16 protein-coding genes are annotated in these 16,140 nt (G+C 58.7%); 2 read left to right on the forward strand and 14 right to left on the reverse strand.

Going from position 1 to position 16,140, the window contains the following annotated elements:
- Window positions 1–29: 29 nt before the first annotated feature.
- The 11 genes from RT21_RS05630 to RT21_RS05680 form a co-directional block, all read right to left on the reverse strand.
- Entirely contained in the window at window positions 30–1,019 is a 990-nt protein-coding gene (locus RT21_RS05630; RefSeq protein ID WP_046161959.1) for a DNA polymerase III subunit delta', read from the reverse strand.
- Window positions 1,012–1,644, reverse strand: coding sequence for a dTMP kinase (tmk, locus tag RT21_RS05635; RefSeq protein WP_046161960.1), 633 nt, complete (start codon window positions 1,642–1,644; stop codon window positions 1,012–1,014). The genes RT21_RS05630 and tmk overlap by 8 nt, the downstream gene beginning before the upstream one ends.
- Entirely contained in the window at window positions 1,641–2,708 is a 1,068-nt protein-coding gene (gene mltG / locus RT21_RS05640) for an endolytic transglycosylase MltG (RefSeq protein ID WP_046161961.1), read from the reverse strand. The genes tmk and mltG overlap by 4 nt, the downstream gene beginning before the upstream one ends.
- Window positions 2,705–3,520, reverse strand: a complete 816-nt coding sequence (gene pabC, locus RT21_RS05645; protein WP_046161962.1) for an aminodeoxychorismate lyase — start codon at window positions 3,518–3,520, stop codon at window positions 2,705–2,707. Before pabC ends, mltG begins: the two co-directional genes overlap by 4 nt.
- Window positions 3,521–3,522: 2 nt before the next feature.
- Window positions 3,523–4,767, reverse strand: coding sequence for a beta-ketoacyl-ACP synthase II (gene fabF, locus RT21_RS05650; protein ID WP_046161963.1), 1,245 nt, complete (start codon window positions 4,765–4,767; stop codon window positions 3,523–3,525).
- 178 nt (window positions 4,768–4,945) lie between these two features.
- Window positions 4,946–5,182 carry an acyl carrier protein gene (acpP, locus tag RT21_RS05655; protein ID WP_003283670.1) on the reverse strand — a complete coding sequence of 79 codons (237 nt, stop codon included), beginning with the start codon at window positions 5,180–5,182 and terminating at the stop codon, window positions 4,946–4,948.
- Between the two features lie 191 nt (window positions 5,183–5,373).
- Window positions 5,374–6,117 carry a 3-oxoacyl-ACP reductase FabG gene (gene fabG, locus RT21_RS05660; RefSeq protein WP_045428830.1) on the reverse strand — a complete coding sequence of 248 codons (744 nt, stop codon included), beginning with the start codon at window positions 6,115–6,117 and terminating at the stop codon, window positions 5,374–5,376.
- A gap of 14 nt (window positions 6,118–6,131) precedes the next feature.
- Window positions 6,132–7,070: an ACP S-malonyltransferase gene (fabD, locus tag RT21_RS05665; RefSeq protein WP_046161964.1), complete on the reverse strand. Its 939-nt coding sequence runs from the start codon at window positions 7,068–7,070 to the stop codon at window positions 6,132–6,134.
- Window positions 7,071–7,130: 60 nt separating this feature from the next.
- A complete protein-coding gene (gene plsX / locus RT21_RS05670) occupies window positions 7,131–8,201 on the reverse strand; it encodes a phosphate acyltransferase PlsX (RefSeq protein WP_082082117.1) in 1,071 nt (356 codons plus the stop codon).
- A gap of 3 nt (window positions 8,202–8,204) precedes the next feature.
- On the reverse strand, window positions 8,205–8,387 hold the full coding sequence (rpmF, locus tag RT21_RS05675) for a 50S ribosomal protein L32 (protein WP_019342480.1): 183 nt from the start codon (window positions 8,385–8,387) through the stop codon (window positions 8,205–8,207).
- Between the two features lie 12 nt (window positions 8,388–8,399).
- Window positions 8,400–8,927: a YceD family protein gene (locus tag RT21_RS05680; RefSeq protein ID WP_046161966.1), complete on the reverse strand. Its 528-nt coding sequence runs from the start codon at window positions 8,925–8,927 to the stop codon at window positions 8,400–8,402.
- Between the two features lie 104 nt (window positions 8,928–9,031).
- Here RT21_RS05680 and RT21_RS05685 point away from each other — a divergent pair, with 104 nt between their 5' ends.
- The gene (locus RT21_RS05685) at window positions 9,032–9,610 is read left to right on the forward strand and encodes a Maf family protein (RefSeq protein WP_046161967.1); all 579 of its coding nucleotides are present in this window, start codon (window positions 9,032–9,034) and stop codon (window positions 9,608–9,610) included.
- A gap of 7 nt (window positions 9,611–9,617) precedes the next feature.
- On the opposite strand, the gene sppA is transcribed toward RT21_RS05685, so the two are convergent.
- Genes sppA through rluC form a run of 3 tightly spaced genes read right to left on the reverse strand, consistent with a single transcriptional unit; the run spans window position 9,618 to window position 12,226 of the window.
- Window positions 9,618–10,601: a signal peptide peptidase SppA gene (sppA, locus tag RT21_RS05690; RefSeq protein WP_046161968.1), complete on the reverse strand. Its 984-nt coding sequence runs from the start codon at window positions 10,599–10,601 to the stop codon at window positions 9,618–9,620.
- Window positions 10,591–11,280 carry an HAD-IA family hydrolase gene (locus RT21_RS05695; protein ID WP_046161969.1) on the reverse strand — a complete coding sequence of 230 codons (690 nt, stop codon included), beginning with the start codon at window positions 11,278–11,280 and terminating at the stop codon, window positions 10,591–10,593. Before RT21_RS05695 ends, sppA begins: the two co-directional genes overlap by 11 nt.
- Window positions 11,273–12,226: a 23S rRNA pseudouridine(955/2504/2580) synthase RluC gene (gene rluC / locus RT21_RS05700; RefSeq protein ID WP_046161970.1), complete on the reverse strand. Its 954-nt coding sequence runs from the start codon at window positions 12,224–12,226 to the stop codon at window positions 11,273–11,275. Before rluC ends, RT21_RS05695 begins: the two co-directional genes overlap by 8 nt.
- A gap of 550 nt (window positions 12,227–12,776) precedes the next feature.
- Here rluC and rne point away from each other — a divergent pair.
- Window positions 12,777–15,923 carry a ribonuclease E gene (rne, locus tag RT21_RS05710; protein WP_200635002.1) on the forward strand — a complete coding sequence of 1,049 codons (3,147 nt, stop codon included), beginning with the start codon at window positions 12,777–12,779 and terminating at the stop codon, window positions 15,921–15,923.
- Window positions 15,924–16,140 lie beyond the last annotated feature (217 nt).

Below are 16,140 nucleotides of genomic sequence, written 5' to 3' on the forward strand. Positions count from 1 at the left end.
ATTCATTCCTAACAACAGTTCGATGGATTCTAGCTTGGCCCGGGCAAGCTTGCCCACTGCACCAGAAGCGCTTCGAGAAGCAACACACGATTAAGATTGGCTTTGCCCAGCACCTTCTGTCGATGGGCAAGCAACCAATCCTGCAGCACCAGCAGCCGGTCGGGTGACGACTTCTCCGCCAGGTATTGAATCACCTTCTGCATATCGGCTGCGCCAAGCCCTTCTTCATCGCCAGTCATTTGAAAGCGCAATATCAGATGCGCCCATTCGCAAAACCAATCGAACAACAGGATCAGCGAATGCGAATTCCAGGCCTCAGCCAGCTGACTGGGGGATTGCTGCCGTTTGAGCAGTTTCTTTACCCCGTCGACTATTTGCACCCGCATGTCGAGTACACCCGCACCCTGCAGCTTGAGCGCGGCCAATGGCGAGTTGGCCGACAACGCAAGCAGCTCCTCACGCTGCGCGGGCGACACATCTGGAAGTTGGACCGCCAGCCAATCAAGGCTCTGCTGGCGCCCGGGCAAGGGGCAGCTTTGTTGCACGCAGCGACTCTTGATCGTCGGTAGCAGCCGGCTGGGCTGATGACTGATAAGCAACAGAACGGTATCGCCTGCAGGCTCCTCGAGACTCTTGAGCAACGCGTTGGCAGCGTTCAGATTCATCGCCTCAGCCGGCTCGAGCAGCACGACTTTGCGCCCACCCAATTGAGCGGTTTGGGTAACGAACCCGACCAGCTGCCGAACCTGGTCGACCCGGATGGCCTTGTCGACCTCCTCGGGTTCCAGAATGTAATGGTCTGGATGAGTATGAGCGGCGAGTAACAGACAGCCTTTGCAGCTGCCGCAAGCGCGGTGCGCCGCCGGTCGCTGACAGAGCAACAGCGCCATCAACTGTTCGGCTAATGCGCGCTTGCCGATGCCCGCCGGACCGTGCAGCAAATACGCATGAGCATGCTGTTGACGACCGGCCAGCAACTGCCAAAGATCAACCTGCCATGGAAGAATGCCGTCAGCCAAGCGCACGCTCCAACACCTCGGGCAGAAGCCTGTCCAGACTCTGTTGCACTGCGGCTAGAGACTGGCCTGCATCGACCACACGATAGCGCTGGCGGTCCTGCTGCGCCCGATTGAGATAGGCACTGCGCACGGCCTCGAAGAAATCGAGCCCTTCCTGCTCGAAGCGATCAAGACGTCCCCGTGCAGCGGCGCGGCTCAGACCGATTTCAACTGGCAAATCGAAGATCAGCGTCAGGTCCGGACGCATCTCACCCTGAACAAAGCATTCAAGCTGCTCGATACGCGAGGTGGGGAGACCGCGGCCACCGCCCTGATACGCGTAGGTGGCATCGGTAAACCGGTCGCACAGCACCACAGCGCCTCGCGCGAGTGCGGGCCGAATGACCTGAGCAAGATGCTGTGCGCGTGCTGCGAACACCAACAACAGCTCCGTATCGCTGTTCATGGGCTCGTCTGCAGGTGCCAACAGCAGTTCACGAATGCGCTCAGCCAAAGGCGTGCCCCCGGGTTCGCGCGTCAGGACGACGTCTAGGCTGTGTTCACGCAAGCGCTGCGCGAGGTACTCACGGTTGGTGCTCTTGCCCGCGCCTTCGGGTCCTTCCAATGTAATAAAGAGTCCTGTCACTGGGCATTCTCAATCGGCGCCGGGGTTTGCCGGGGCGGTGGGCTGGAACGATAGTCTGCTCGGCGCTTGAGCTGATATTCACGCACCGCGCGATTGTGTTCGCTCAACGAATCACTGAACACGTGGCTGCCATCCCCCCGCGCGACGAAGTAGAGGCTTTTTCCTTCAACCGGGTGCAGCGCAGCGTGAATCGCTTCCCGGCCAACCATCGCGATCGGCGTCGGTGGCAACCCGCTGTTGGTATAGGTGTTGTAGGGGGTCGGCCTGCGGAGATCGCTGCGGGTTATCCGCCCCCTATACTGTTCGCCCATACCATAGATCACCGTCGGGTCTGTCTGTAGCAACATGCCTTGCTCCAGCCGGCGAACGAAAACGCCAGCGATCTCGCCGCGCTCTGACGGAACCCCTGTTTCCTTTTCGATGATTGAAGCCATGATCAGCGCCTCATACGGGTCTTGATAGGGCAAGCCTTCGCTACGCTGTTGCCATTCCTCGGCCAGCACCGTTTCCAGCCGTGAATAAGCGCGCTGGAGCAGTTCGAGATCGCTGACACCGCGGGTGAAGCTGTAGGTGTCAGGGAAAAAGCGGCCCTCGGGATGCGAGCCGGCTTGGCCGAGTCGCGTCATGACCTCGTCATCTGACTGACCAACAATCGTCTGCTTCACCGTAGGCAGCGCCTCAAGCGCGGCGCGCACCTGGCGAAAATTCCACCCTTCTACGATGGTCAGAGTATGTTGCACAACCTCGCCACGCTGCCAAAGCCCGATCATGTCGCGGGCAGTCATCTCTGGCCGCAGTTGATATTCACCGCTGTGCAAGGTGTGTCCTGAGAGTTTCAGCCGCCAGTGCAGCCGCAACCAGAACGAGTCGCTCAACACGCCGTCTCGCTCCAGCCGTTGCAACAAGCCACTGGGCGTATCCCCAGACTGAACCTCAAGCGTTTGTGCGTCGCCAAGTTGCAGCGGCTGCCCCAAGGCGGAGTGAAGCTTCCAATAGACCAGGCCGAGCGCCAGCGCAGCGATCAGCAAGGCGCCGAGAAGCACAAAAGACAGTTTTCGAATCACGTATTGCTCGACAGATCAGCCACCAGGCTTTGAAGTTTACGTGTGACAGGCCCCACCGGCCATACGCTTGCATCCAATTGGCGAACGGGCCAAATGCCATACAGGCTGTTACAAACGAAGACCTCGTCAGCGCGATATAGCTGCCCTAGCGAAAGATCGCCGACCTGGATCGGCACGCCGGCAGTCCGCGCACGCTCCAGCACTTCTTCGCGCATGACCCCTGCGACCCCGCAGCGCTCAAGGGACGGCGTCATCAACCTGTCCGATTCGACGATGAACAGATTGCTGAAAACGCCTTCGATGACCCGCCCGGAGGTGTCGCGCATCAAGCCTTCGGCGTAGACCGGATCCTGCCACTCGGCTCGGGCCAGCACTTGCTCCAGACGATTGAGGTGCTTCAGACCGGCCAGAATTGGCTGCTCGGCAAGACGGGTCGTACAGGGGTACAGGCGAACGCCCTGCTCGGCATGTGCTTTCGGGTAGTTCGGAAGGGAGGATCCGGTAAGGACGGTTCGAGGCATACAGGGGACGGGCGGAGCATAGCCTCTCTTGCCCTCCCCTCGACTGACAATGAGCTTAGCGACACCCTCTCCAAGCTCGGCACTGAAAGCGATGAGTTGGCTACCTACGCCATTGATGTCGCAGGGGATCGCCAGCCGCTGGCAGCCATGTTCCAGCCGTTGCAAATGCCGATCGAGCAGTTCGGGGCGGCCGGCCAACACCTTGATTGTTTCAAATAGGCCGTCGCCGTAAGCAAGTGCTCGATCATGAATGGGCAGCCCTTCAGCTGGCTGCCCATCCACCCAGCTCAACGTCACTCGGCGAACCGGCGGAACACCAGCGACCCGTTGGTGCCACCAAAACCAAAGGAGTTGGAGACCGCAACATTGATTGTCCGCGGCTTGGCCTCATGCGGGACGAAATCGAGGTCGCATCCTTCGCCGGGCTCATCAAGGTTGATCGTCGGCGGCGCCACTTGGTCGCGTATGGCAAGCACACTGAAGATTGCCTCGACAGCGCCTGCCGCACCAAGCAGATGACCGACCATCGATTTGGTCGAACTGACCGACAGCTCGTAAGCGTGATCACCGAATACCGTTCTGATCGCAGCAGCTTCCGCCTTGTCGCCGGCCGGCGTCGAGGTGCCATGGGCGTTGATGTAGTCGACCTGTTTGGCATCGATTCGCGCGTCCAGGATCGCATTACGGATGCAGCGAGCAGCACCCGCTCCATCATCGGGCGGAGAGGTCATGTGGAACGCATCTGCGCTCATGCCGAAACCAATCAGCTCGGCATAGATCTTCGCCCCGCGGGCCTTGGCATGTTCGAGTTCCTCTAGCACCAGCGCGCCCGCGCCGTCGGACAACACAAAGCCATCCCGGTCCTTGTCCCACGGGCGGCTGGCTGAAGCGGGATCATCATTGCGGGTGGATAACGCACGAGCCGCGGCGAACCCACCTATTCCAAGCCCGCTGGCCGCCATTTCCGACCCGCCAGCGACCATCACATCAGCCTCGCCATAGGCGATGTTGCGCGCAGCCATGCCGATGCAATGCGTACCCGTCGTGCAGGCCGTAGCAATGGCGTAGTTGGGGCCTTGCAGACCTAGATGGATCGATAGAAAACCCGAAACCATGTTGATGATCGAGCCCGGCACAAAAAATGGCGATATACGGCGCGGCCCCTGCTCGATCAATGCCTTGCAGCTGTTTTCGATATTGGTCAGGCCACCAATGCCCGAGCCCATGGCGACGCCGACACGCTCGCGATTGGCATCGGTGATTTCCAGTCCGGAATCACGTACTGCCTGGAAACTGGCGGCCAGTCCGTACTGGATGAAAAGGTCGAGTTTGCGAGCCTCTTTAGCGGGCAGGTACTGCTCGACATCGAAATTCTTGACTGATCCGCCAAAGCGAGTGGAATAGGCGGAAAGGTCCATATGCTCTATAAGGCCGATACCACTGCGGCCGGCGAGAATCCCCTGCCAGCTGCTTGGCACATCGTTACCCAGCGGTGAGAGCATGCCCATACCGGTAATTACGACGCGTCTACGCGACACAGCAATTCTCCTTGCATTCATTCGACTCGCCCTGTTCCGCTAGAATCTGTAACGGAAAGAGAGCCGCCTTCACAGATGTCGGCCACGGGCACGACCAGCTGCATTCAACTAACTCAAACAAAAGCCGCACTGCCCTTTCGAGGCAGTGCGGCTTACTGGTTCGAAGCAGGACTACGACTTACTGCGCGTGCGCGTTGATGTAATCGATAGCTTCTTGAACAGTGGTGATCTTCTCGGCTTGCTCGTCAGGGATTTCGGTCTCGAATTCCTCTTCCAGAGCCATCACCAGCTCAACGGTGTCAAGGGAGTCGGCACCCAAGTCTTCGACGAAGGAAGCGCTGTTGGTAACTTCCTCTTCTTTGACGCCAAGTTGCTCGGCAACGATTTTCTTGACGCGTTCTTCGATGGTGCTCATACCTTGTTTTCACTCCTATGGAAAAATCAGGCAGCTGGTCTGCGCGGTAGTGTATAGAAAGCGTTTTCCGCATTTCAAGCTGAAAGCGGGCAAGCATGAACCTGCTTTCAACCATCTGTCTATAAACAAACCACAGTTTTATAACGAAACTAATCAGCCGTTATGACTGCGTACATGCGTTGGGCGTCACATTAGCTCATGTACATACCGCCATTCACCGGGACAGTGGCCCCAGTGACATAGGCGGCGCCGTCAGAAGCTAGGAAGGCGACGACCTTGGCAATCTCTTCCGCCTGACCGAGGCGACCCAGCGGGATCTGCCCCAGTAATGCGTCACGCTGAGCTTCCGGCAGCTCGCGCGTCATATCTGTATCGATGAAGCCCGGAGCCACGGCATTGACCGTGATACCGCGCGAGCCGACTTCACGTGCCAACGCGCGACTGAAACCTTCGAGCCCGGCTTTGGCAGCGGCGTAGTTTACCTGTCCGGCGTTACCCATGGCACCCACCACGGAACCGATACTGATAATTCTCCCCCAACGGGCTTTAGTCATGCCCCGCAGAACACCCTTGGTCAAACGATAAAGGCTACTTAGATTGGTATTGATCACCTCGTGCCATTCGTCGTCTTTCATCCGCAACATTAGGTTGTCCCGCGTGATGCCGGCGTTGTTGACCAGAATAGCCGGCTGACCGAGGTGCTGCTGAATATGCTCCAGGGTGGTGGCAACTGATTCATCACTGGTGACGTCCAACACCAGCCCAGCACCTTCGATGCCGTTCTCTTTGAGCGTCTCGGCAATGCGCTCAGCCCCTGACGATGAGGTCGCCGTGCCGATGACGATGGCGCCTTGACGGCCAAGTTCAAGCGCAATGGCCTGACCAATACCACGACTGGCGCCTGTTACCAGCGCGACCTTGCCTTGCAGATTCATACATATCTCCTTATTCAGAGCACTGCGCCACGGGTGGCCGCAAAACCTTCGGGGGTGTCCAGATTGTAGGTGCTGACGCCTTTGACGCAGCGCTTATTGAGACCGGAAAGCACCTTGCCTGGGCCGCACTCGACCAGACCGGTCACACCGTGCTCGCTTAACACAACAACAGTCTCGACCCAGCGAACCGGACTATAGAGCTGAGCCAGCAGATTGCGTCTAAGCGAGTCGAGATCCGAAACGATTGCTGCACTGACATTTTGCACCAACGGGATCTCGGGGGCCTGCCAGCCGGCGCCGGTCACGGCAGCGGCAAATCGCTCGGCTGCAGGGCGCATCAAGTCGCAATGAGAAGGCACGCTGACCGGCAGCGGCATGGCGCGCTTGGCACCTTTGGATTTGCAGACATCGATGGCTCGCTCGACCGCCGCAGCGTTGCCGGCAATCACCACCTGGCCTGGCGCGTTGAAGTTGACCGCACTTACGACCTCACCTTGAGCCGCCTCGCCACACGCTGCCAAAACATCGGCATCCTCTAGACCCAGAATCGCGGCCATGCCACCGGTGCCGGCCGGAACAGCCTGCTGCATCAGCTGACCCCGCAGCTCGACCAGTTTCACCGCATCGGCAAACGGAAGGCTACCCGCAGCAACCAGCGCCGAGTACTCGCCCAGGCTGTGACCCGCGACGAAGGCCGGCTTCGCACCGCCCTCAGCCAGCCACAAACGCCACAATGCAATCGAAGCGGTCAGAATGGCCGGCTGAGTCTTGTCGGTCTGATTCAGTTGATCCTCTGGACCTTGCTGACAAAGTGCCCACAGATCGTAACCCAACACAGACGAGGCTTCGGCAAAGGTATCGATGATCAGCGACTGCTGGGCGCCATGCTCGGCGAGCATGCCTAAGGCCTGGGAGCCCTGGCCTGGAAAGACGAATGCAAGTGATGCGGACATGAAACGGCTCTCTTGTGGTTGTTCGTCAGAAAGAATACGCACTAGGGCGCAACGAATTGTTCAGTTGGATGCAGATCCACCGGGTGCAGTCACATCACCCGGGTCGCTTGCGGACCGATCAGTCACAAGCAAGTGCTCGAGACGGCTGCGCAATTGCGCCGGAAGATTTCGCTCTACATCCTGTGAGGCACGGCGTATAGCCGACCGAAACCCCTCGCCCCCTGCGCTACCATGGCTCTTCACGACAATACCCTGGAGCCCAAGGAAGCTGGCACCGTTGTACTGAGCTGGCCGCAGGTCCGCCCGCAACTGACGCAGCAAGGGCAGAGCCAGCGCACCGACCAGGCGTGCAATCAATGAGCGACGGAAAAGCAGCTCGACACGCAGGGCTACCATATGTGCCAACCCTTCACTGGACTTGAGTAAAATGTTGCCAACAAAGCCATCGCATACCGCGACATCTGTTTCGCCGCGGAACAGCCCGTCACCCTCGATGAAGCCTTGATAGTTGATACAGCTAGCCTGCTGCAACAGCCCGGCGGCCGCTTTGACCTGTTGATTACCCTTGATTGCTTCGGTACCAATATTCAGCAACGAGACGCGCGGCTGCTCGATACCAAGACTTTGCGCCGCAACCGACCCCATGACAGCGAATTGATAAAGCTGCTCGGCCGTGCAGTCCACATTCGCGCCGAGGTCAAGCAACAGGCACGACCCCTCAAGCGTAGGAATCGCAGTCACCATCGCCGGGCGATCCACCCCAGGCATGGTTTTCAATACCTGCCGAGCAAGTGCCATCAGCGCACCAGTATTTCCGCCACTGACGCAAGCCTGAGCCTGCCCATCACGCACCATCTCCAGAGCGATGCGCATGGACGAGCGCGGCTTTGCGCGCAACGCCTGCGCTGGACGGTCATCCATACCGATCACTTCATCGGCATTGACAATCGACAGACGAGCGCGATCCACAGCTGGGTGCCGAGCGATAATTTCTTCTAATAGGGAGGATTGGCCAACCAAGGCCAGATGAAGCGAGGGGTTTTCAGCCAGACATTGGACACTGGCCGGAACAATGCAGTGGGGACCGAAGTCCCCACCCATTGCATCGATCGCTATGACCGGAGCAGACAAGGTTTACTCGTCAGCGCCCTTATCGATCACTTTACGACCACGGTAAAAACCTTCCGGGGAAACGTGGTGACGCAGGTGAACTTCACCGGTGCTCTTTTCCACGGACAGGGCGTTCGGCTCGAGTGCATCGTGCGAACGACGCATGTCACGGGCGGAACGGGATTTTTTGTTCTGCTGAACAGCCATTGGGATCAACTCCTAAACGTTTGGGTCACGCTTTAACTGAGCCAGTACGCTGAACGGGTTGGACCGCGATACCTCGTCCTCATTCGGCTTGGGCTCATCAGGCCCAGCCGGCGGCTGGCAAACTTCTTGGTCATGGAGTGGAACAATCGGAAGAGCGAGCAGAAGCTCCTCTTCAACCAGCGCCAGCAGATCCAGAGGATCCTCTCCCACTTCCAGCACGTCATAACCCTTAGGCAGGTGCTGGCTGCTCGACCCTTCATTCACCACGGCATAATCGCATTCGCTGTGAATAGGCAGAACAACCGGCTCCAGACAGCGCTGGCAAATCATCGTAACCTCAACATCCAGCGCACTGTGGATGACCACCGTGCGCTGCTCGTCGCGCCCAAAATCAAAACTGGCGCGCACCACACCCTGATCATCCTCAAGAGGATCGACGAGCCGCTTCAGCCCAGACAATTGCAGCTCGCCCTTCAGGGAAGCCGCTCGGTCAGCGAGCTTGCGCGGATCTACGTGCGGAGGTATTGGTCCTTTCAACATAAGCGCGGCATTCTAGGGATGCGCCTGTCGGCTGTCAAAGGAATTCAGCCGCACAATGGCGCTAGGCCGACCATCGATCAGTACCTATATATAAAGGAAGAAGAATGCGACCCCTGCTTCTCGCATCAAGCTCCCCTTATCGTCGCGAACTGCTTTCACGCCTTCAGCTTGAGTTCGCTTACCGCGCCCCGGAAATAGATGAAACTCCACTCACCATGGAGCTACCGGAACATCTCGTACGCCGCTTGGCCCTAGAGAAAGCCAAAGCCTTGGCACCCTCTCATCAGGATCATCTGATCATTGGTTCCGACCAGGTCGCCGTGCTTGGGCAAAACATCCTTGGCAAACCTTACACATTCGACCGAGCAAAGAGCCAACTACAAGGCTGCAGCGGCAAAAGCGTAGATTTTCTAACCGGACTGGCACTGCTGGACAGTCGAACCGGGGCCACCCAGATTGACTGCATCGCTTTTACCGTTCACTTCCGGACGCTTGGCGATCAGCAGATCGAGCGCTACCTGCGGGCCGAACAACCCTACGATTGCGCCGGCAGCTTCAAGGCAGAGGGCTTGGGAATCAGCCTGTTCCGCAGTACCGAAGGAACAGACGTCACCAGCCTGATTGGGTTACCCCTGATCCGACTGGTGGACATGCTCAATAATGCCGGGATCGAAGTACCCTGACACTGCACTAACGCAGCTGAGGCCCCTGGAAACCCATCCACAGGGCAAGCTGCGAACCAATACTGACACCGAGCTGCTTGGTAAACCGCTCCAAAGGCGAGTCTTTGACGGTGAAATCCACCAGCTCAGCTTGCCCAATTACCTCGCGTGCGACATAGCTGGCATTTCCAAGGCCATCAATCAAACCGAGCTCAAGCGCCTGCTCACCAGACCAGATGAGCCCGGAAAAGAGCTCTGGATGCCCGGCGACTTGCAATCGATCGCCCCGCCCCTGCTTCACGCTGTCGATGAACTGCCGGTGAGTGGTGGCAAGCACGCTGCGCCAGAACTCGGTTTCCTCTGGCTTTTCCGGCTGAAAGGGGTCTAGAAACGCCTTGTGCTCCCCTGAGGTATAGACTCGGCGCTCGACGCCCAGCTTGTCCATTGTCTCGACAAAGCCAAAGGTCGCAGCGGTGACGCCGATAGAGCCAACCAGGCTCGACTTGTCGGCATAAATTTCATCCGCAGCGCTTGCGATGTAATAAGCGCCAGACGCCCCTAGATCGGCAATCACTGCATAAACTTTGATGGCCGGGTACTCCCCACGCAACCGGCGAATCTCATCATAGATATAGCCGGACTGCACCGGACTGCCACCCGGACTGTTGATCCGCAACACCACACCCTTGGTATTTGAATCCTCAAAGGCCGCACGCAACGCACCGACAATGTTGTCTGCACTCGCCGCCTCTTCATCGGCAATCATTCCGCGGACATTGATGATCGCAGTGTGGGTATCACCAACAGCTTCCCCTTCCCCCATGTGCAACAGCGGCGAAAATATCAGCAGCGCCCCAAAGAGATAGACGAACGTCAACAGCTTGAAAAAGATCCCCCAACGCCGAGCTCGCCGCTGCTCCTGCACACCGGCAAGCAGCGTTTTCTCCAACAGCTTTAGACTGGTACGGTCTTCGTTAGACTCATTCACGGGTTTCCCCCATTCATCCGACATATGCAACCACCTCAGCGTGACCAGCAGCAGAGCACAGCCAGTCACCGAGCTCCGAAAAATGATTGATAGCCATGCACGGCGAACACGACAACAACACCTCGACGGGTTGTGCGCCGTAGGAAACCGCAACACTGTCTACGCCTGCGCGCCTTGCCATCTCCAAATCGAACACCGAATCCCCGACCATCAGAGCCCGCTCGGGCGCGACCCCACAGTGAGCGAGGATTTCGTGGATCATGAGCGGGTCAGGCTTGCTCGCAGTCTCATCAGCACACCGGGTCACATCGAAAAAATCAGTCCAACCCTGCCCTGCCAGGACCCTATCCAACCCGCGCCGCCCCTTGCCAGTCGCCACAGCAAGCTGATGCCCCTGATCACGGAACTGTTGTAGCGCGTGCGCCACCCCCGGATAAAGCGCCGACGGCTCAGCCTCCAGTGACAAATAATGGTCGGCGTACGCACGACGGAACGCCTCAACCAACCTTCTGTCGGTGACGTTTGGATACAGCGCGGCTATCGCCTCGGGCAGACCTAGCCCAATAATCCCCTTGATATTGTCCTCATCCAGCCGCGGCAGGTCACACCGGGCCGCAGCAACCAAAATGGATTCAACGATACGCCCGATGGAATCCACCAACGTCCCATCCCAATCGAAGATCAGCAGTTCGTACTTATTCACCAAGCCTCTCCAGCGTCCGGGCCCAGACATCATCGACCGGCGCCTCCAAACTCAGTTCGCCACCGTCAGGCAAAGGAACCTTCAGCGCATAGGCATGCAGGAACAGGCGCTTACCACCCAGATCACGAATGAGCGCAGAAAACTCTTCATCACCATATTTATTATCGCCAGCGATGCTGTGACCGGCATGGCGGGCATGCACACGAATCTGATGCGTACGTCCGGTTACCGGCTTGGCCTCGACCAGGGTAGCGAAGTCGCCAAAACGGCGCAGCACGCGGAAAAGTGTCAGTGCGTCTTTGCCCTCGTCAGTGACCTCCACCATCCGCTCACCTGAACGCAGGGTATTTTTCAGCAGCGGCGCATTTACTTGCTTCTTGCCGGTGTCCCAGCGCCCCCGCACGAGCGCCATGTAGCGTTTGTCGACCCCATCGCCCCGCAATTGCAGGTGCAAGTGACGCAGCATGCTGCGTTTCTTTGCGATCATCAGCAACCCGGAGGTGTCCCGATCCAGGCGATGCACCAGCTCCAACTCCTTTGCATCCGGGCGCAACTGACGCAGCGCCTCGATAACCCCGAAGCTGAGCCCGCTGCCTCCATGCACCGCGATCCCTGCAGGCTTGTTCAACACGATCAAGGCTTTGTCTTCAAAAACGATTGCCGCCTCAAGCCGCTCTAGAAGCCCTTGCGCGAGCGGGACTGGCTCGTCCCGCTCAGGCAACCGAAGCGGTGGCACCCGCACGACATCACCCGCCTGAAGCTTGTACTCGGGTTTAATACGGCCTTTGTTTACCCGCACCTCGCCCTTGCGCAAAATGCGATAGATCAAGGTCTTGGGCACACCTTTGAGCTGGGTACGGAGAAAGTTATCAATGCGCTGGCCGGCAAGCTCCGGCGAGACCTCGAGCATTTGCACGCCGGAGGTCTGAGAGGGGGTATTGGTCATGCGCGGATGATATCAATTTTCCCTTATTTGAAGCACTTAAACATTACTGTTATAGTCCAGGCGCCGCCAAAAGCGGACAGGTTAGGGAATGCCAGCGAAACCGCCATCCCTGACCCAGCAATGTTCCAGGACGTGAGGCCGTCCAGCGGAGCTTTTCTCAAGCAGCAGAAGCTCCGAAACAAGCCTTGAAGACATGATGCGTGTTCCCGAAGGGGAATCACGATAATCGATAACCCGCTCCCGGATTCTGCGAGCGGCACCCGATTTTCAAAGTATGAGTGTTGGGTGGAGATGTACAGCCCTCGGATTGCGTAGTAAAGGCTTTCATAGACGCTTCATTCCGTCCGCTACCGATTGCTGATTCCTCCTCCCGAACCATTGCTTCTGTTCCGACAGTAAGCAGGAGACGTCGTCGCGACGCCGGCCCAACTGGCCTGAAATCGCTGGACACTGGAGTGCCTTACAACCATTCCTGACTCACCTGACACCGACCGCGAGAGTCGTGTGTGCCGAACGCCGTTTCCGCTGCCTTGGAAACCGACGGTACTACATGAAAAGAATGCTAATTAACGCAACTCAGCCCGAAGAGTTGCGTGTCGCACTGGTCGATGGCCAGCGCCTGTTCGACCTTGACATCGAATCCGGTGCTCGTGAACAGAAGAAAGCCAACATCTACAAGGGCAAGATCACTCGCGTCGAGCCCAGCCTTGAAGCCGCCTTCGTTGATTTCGGTGCCGATCGCCACGGGTTCCTCCCCCTCAAGGAAATTTCCCGCGAGTACTTCAAGAAGTCGCCGGAAGGCCGCGTCAACATCAAAGAAGTCCTGAGCGAAGGCCAGGAAGTCATCGTTCAGGTCGAAAAAGAAGAGCGCGGCAATAAAGGCGCTGCCCTTACCACCTTCATCAGCCTCGCCGGTCGCTATCTCGTATTGATGCCGAACAACCCGCGCGCGGGCGGCATTTCTCGTCGCATTGAAGGCGAAGAACGCAACGAACTGCGCGAAGCACTCAATGGTCTTGATGTCCCTGCCGATATGGGTTTGATCGTCCGTACTGCCGGTCTCGGCCGTTCAAGTGAAGAAATGCAATGGGACCTCGATTACCTGTTGCAGCTATGGAGCGCAGTCAAGGAAGCCTCTCAGGATCGCGCCGCCCCCTTCCTGATCTATCAGGAATCCAACGTCATCATTCGCGCCATTCGCGACTACCTGCGCCAGGACATCGGCGAAGTTCTGATCGACAGCGTCGAAGCCCAGGACGAAGCGCTTTCCTTTATTCAGCAGGTCATGCCGCAGTACGCAAGCAAGATCAAGCTGTACGAAGATCCTGTACCACTGTTCAACCGTTTCCAGATCGAAAGCCAGATCGAGACGGCCTTCCAGCGCGAAGTGAAGCTGCCATCCGGCGGTTCCATCGTTATCGACCCGACTGAAGCATTGGTGTCCATCGACATCAACTCGGCGCGCGCCACCAAGGGCGGCGACATCGAAGAAACTGCCCTGCAGACCAACCTGGAAGCGGCCGAGGAAATCGCCCGCCAGCTGCGCCTGCGCGACATTGGCGGCCTGATCGTCATCGATTTCATCGACATGACGCCGGCCAAGAATCAGCGCGCCGTTGAAGAGAAGGTTCGTGAAGCACTGGAAGCCGACCGCGCACGAATCCAGGTCGGCCGCATCTCGCGCTTCGGCCTACTGGAAATGTCCCGTCAACGCCTTCGTCCATCGCTCGGCGAGACCAGCGGTATAGTCTGCCCGCGCTGTAATGGCCAAGGCATCATTCGCGATGTCGAATCATTGTCGCTGGCCATCTTGCGTCTGATCGAAGAAGAAGCCCTTAAGGATCGTACCGCCGAAGTCCGCGCCCGCGTTCCCTTCCAGGTTGCCGCCTTCCTTCTCAATGAGAAGCGCAACGCGATCACCAAGATCGAACTGCGCAGCCGCGCGCGCATCTTCATCCTGCCGGACGACCATCTAGAGACGCCGCACTTCGAAGTGCAGCGTCTGCGCGACGATAGCCCGGAAATTATCGCCGGTCAGGCCAGCTATGAAATGAGCCCAACCGAGGTTGAGGAAGTTCAGCCGGTCAGCTCGACGCGCACACTGGTTCGTCAGGAAGCGGCCGTCAAAACCGCGCCACAGCGTACCGCGCCCGCACCGGCCCCGATCGCTGCGCCCGCTGAGCTGCCTGCACCCGCGACTCAGGAGCCAAGCCTGTTCAAGGGGTTGGTCAAGTCCCTGGTCGGCCTCTTCGCCGGCAAGCAGGAAGCGCCAGCCGCCGAAGTCGAGAAGAAACCCGCCGCTAGCAGCCGCCCACAACGCAACGATGAACGCCGTAGTGGTCGCCAGCAGAACCGTCGCCGTGATTCGCGCAGCAGCCGCGACGAAGAGCGCAAGCCTCGTGAAGAGCGTGCCCCTCGTGAAGACCGCCAGCCTCGCGAAGAGCGTCAGCCGCGCCCTCCACGCGAAGAGCGCAAGCCACGGGAAGCTCGCGAACCGCGTGAGTCTCGTGAGCCAGTCGAAGCCAGCGAAAATACTGCACAGCCGCAACAGCAACAGCAACAGCAACCACGTCGTGAACGCACCCCGCGCGAAGATCGTCAGCCGCGAGAAGAGCGCAAGCGCGAATTGCGCGCACCGCTCGATGATAACGCTCAGACCGCACCAGTCGCGGCGAACGGCGAAGAAAGCTCTGAGCGCAAGCCGCGTCCGCCGCGCGAAGAGCGTAAACCTCGCGTAGAACAAGCCGAGAGCGCAGAGGAACAGCAGAGCGAAACCGCGGAGATCGCTCAGGAGGAGCAGGATTCGCCAGAAGGTAGCGATCGCCCACGCCGCCGCTCTCGTGGCCAGCGTCGCCGCAGCAACCGTCGTGATCGTCAACGCGACGCCAATGGAAACGAGATCGACGACGAGACCCAGAGCACCAACGCCGAGGTAAGCGAAAGCAATGCACCGGTGAAATCTGAACAGGTCGCCATTGCCGCAACTGCCGCCGCTCTCGCGGCGAACACCGCAGACGCCGACACCGCACCCGCTGAGATTCAAATCGAAACAAGGGAAGCGGAAGCCTCAGCTCCAGCCGTGGCCGTTAATCAAACGGACGAAGCTGACAAGCCGGCCAATGTTCCCGCAACTCAGGATAGTGAAGCCGTGACACCGGTTATCGCAGAAGCGGAGCCAGCTCCGGCGGTGCAGAAAGCCAGCGAGCCCGAAGCGTCAGCAACGGAGACCGAGACTTCGCAGTCTGTGGCCACTCCTGCTTTCGAGGAGCAGGCCCAGACCGCGACCGAGACTGAAGCGCCGATCGTGACGGCTAGCGGTCGTGCACCTAACGACCCACGTGAGGTCCGCCGCCGCCGCTTGGAGCAAGAGCGTCTTGCTAAAGAAGCAGCCGAGGCCGAAGCGAAAGAGAAAGCGACAACCGAAACCCAAGCTCCGGCAGAACTGGCCAGCCCTGAAATCGTTGTCAGCGAACCGGCCACCGACGCGACAAATCAGCAGCCAGCCAGCACGGCGAATGGCAATGCAGAGCCAAGCATCGCCAGGAAGCTGGAAACGCCACCTGCCGAACCAGAAGCTGAACAGGCCGTGACCGAGCTGTTCCAGCCCGAAGTGGAGGCGATCGAGCCCGCCACTGAAGCTGACGCGGATGTGCAGGAGGAAGTCGATCCGCAAGGCCTCGACAAGCGTCAAGACTGACAGGACCAGCGGTGTGAAAGGGGATGCTTCGGCATCCCCTTTTTTATTTGTTGGCGGACAGTCGTTGAATGATCGCGGCGGCGCGCTTTTGTGGAGCGCTCAGATACCCAGAGAAAACCTGCCTACTCGACCCTTACTGTTTCCAGCTGTAGCCGCGGAGATCAGGGAGATCCGTCACCCTTAAAAAGCTCAGAACGGGCACGGCATAGCCGAAAGG

This window comes from Pseudomonas sp. 10B238, assembly GCF_000970615.1.
Classification (GTDB): Bacteria; Pseudomonadota; Gammaproteobacteria; order Pseudomonadales; family Pseudomonadaceae; genus Stutzerimonas.

Bases quoted from the DNA above. Each gene is read 5' to 3' on its own strand.
- acpP (WP_003283670.1), bottom strand. From the start codon at position 5,182: ATGAGCACCATCGAAGAACGCGTCAAGAAAATCGTTGCCGAGCAACTT.
- fabG (WP_045428830.1), bottom strand. From the start codon at position 6,117: ATGAATCTGCAAGGCAAGGTCGCGCTGGTAACAGGCGCCAGTCGTGGT.
- fabD (WP_046161964.1), bottom strand. From the start codon at position 7,070: ATGTCCGCATCACTTGCATTCGTCTTTCCAGGCCAGGGCTCCCAGGCC.
- rpmF (WP_019342480.1), bottom strand. From the start codon at position 8,387: ATGGCTGTTCAGCAGAACAAAAAATCCCGTTCCGCCCGTGACATGCGT.
- RT21_RS05680 (WP_046161966.1), bottom strand. From the start codon at position 8,927: ATGTTGAAAGGACCAATACCTCCGCACGTAGATCCGCGCAAGCTCGCT.
- RT21_RS05685 (WP_046161967.1), top strand. From the start codon at position 9,032: ATGCGACCCCTGCTTCTCGCATCAAGCTCCCCTTATCGTCGCGAACTG.
- sppA (WP_046161968.1), bottom strand. From the start codon at position 10,601: ATGTCGGATGAATGGGGGAAACCCGTGAATGAGTCTAACGAAGACCGT.
- rluC (WP_046161970.1), bottom strand. From the start codon at position 12,226: ATGACCAATACCCCCTCTCAGACCTCCGGCGTGCAAATGCTCGAGGTC.
- rne (WP_200635002.1), top strand. From the start codon at position 12,777: ATGAAAAGAATGCTAATTAACGCAACTCAGCCCGAAGAGTTGCGTGTC.